This window comes from Streptomyces sp. NPDC127092 (genome assembly GCF_042722475.1).
Classification (GTDB): Bacteria; Actinomycetota; Actinomycetes; order Streptomycetales; family Streptomycetaceae; genus Streptomyces.
In genome coordinates this window covers 570-1,274 of record NZ_JBHXFE010000289.1, presented here as the reverse complement: position 1 = coordinate 1,274, position 705 = coordinate 570, and the positions used below count along the sequence as shown (strand labels likewise).

Annotated in this window: 1 pseudogene; it reads left to right on the top strand. The window is 62.6% G+C overall.

From position 1 onward, the window contains the following. Positions 1-252 (top strand): annotated as a pseudogene (locus ACFWJO_RS39755) (MFS transporter); the annotation flags it as partial. Positions 253-705 lie beyond the last annotated feature (453 nt).

Sequence of the window (705 nt, the reverse complement as noted above, 5' to 3'; positions counted from 1 at the left end):
GTGGGGGAGGGAAGGGCAGTCGCGTTGTTGACGGAACTCTTCACGCGTTCGGTTCGGTACACCGGTGTGTCCCTAGGCTTCAACATCGGCACGATCGCCGCAGGCGGCACCGCGCCCTATGTTGCAGCCCAGCTCGTCGAGTCGACCGGAAACAGCATGTCCCCGGCATATTGGGTGATGGGAGTCTCCGCAATCGGCGTCGCCACCGTGCTGACGATCCGCGAAACAGGGAAGTCCTCGCTCCCCGTTTGACAGCGCGATATGGGCCGTGGCGTCGGCTCGGGCGACACATCAGTCCAACTCGCGTCGATGGGAGACCGGCACGGATATCGACGACCAAGTCGTGAAGCTGAGGTCCCGGCGCAGGGTGGCACGACTCTCATTTCTACCCAACAACAGTGTTGGGTAGGGGGGTGTATGGCGAGGGTGAAGGCACGCTGAAACAGACCAAATTGCGGAGCTAGGAGGCAATGCTCGGCAGTGAATAGCCTCGGCACACCACCAAGGACGCGGAATAGCGACCGACTCACTATGCGGCGGGATAACGATCGCATCGATCAGGAGCGCGCCGGTCGTCTCCGCGGTGTGCGTGTGGGTGTATCGGAACTGGTCGCGGGAAAAACTCGCAAATCGTCGCCCGAAATCCGATGAAGCTGCAGGCGGCGTACCCGGCACTGATCGTGCCGCTGCGGCCCCGCCGAGAGA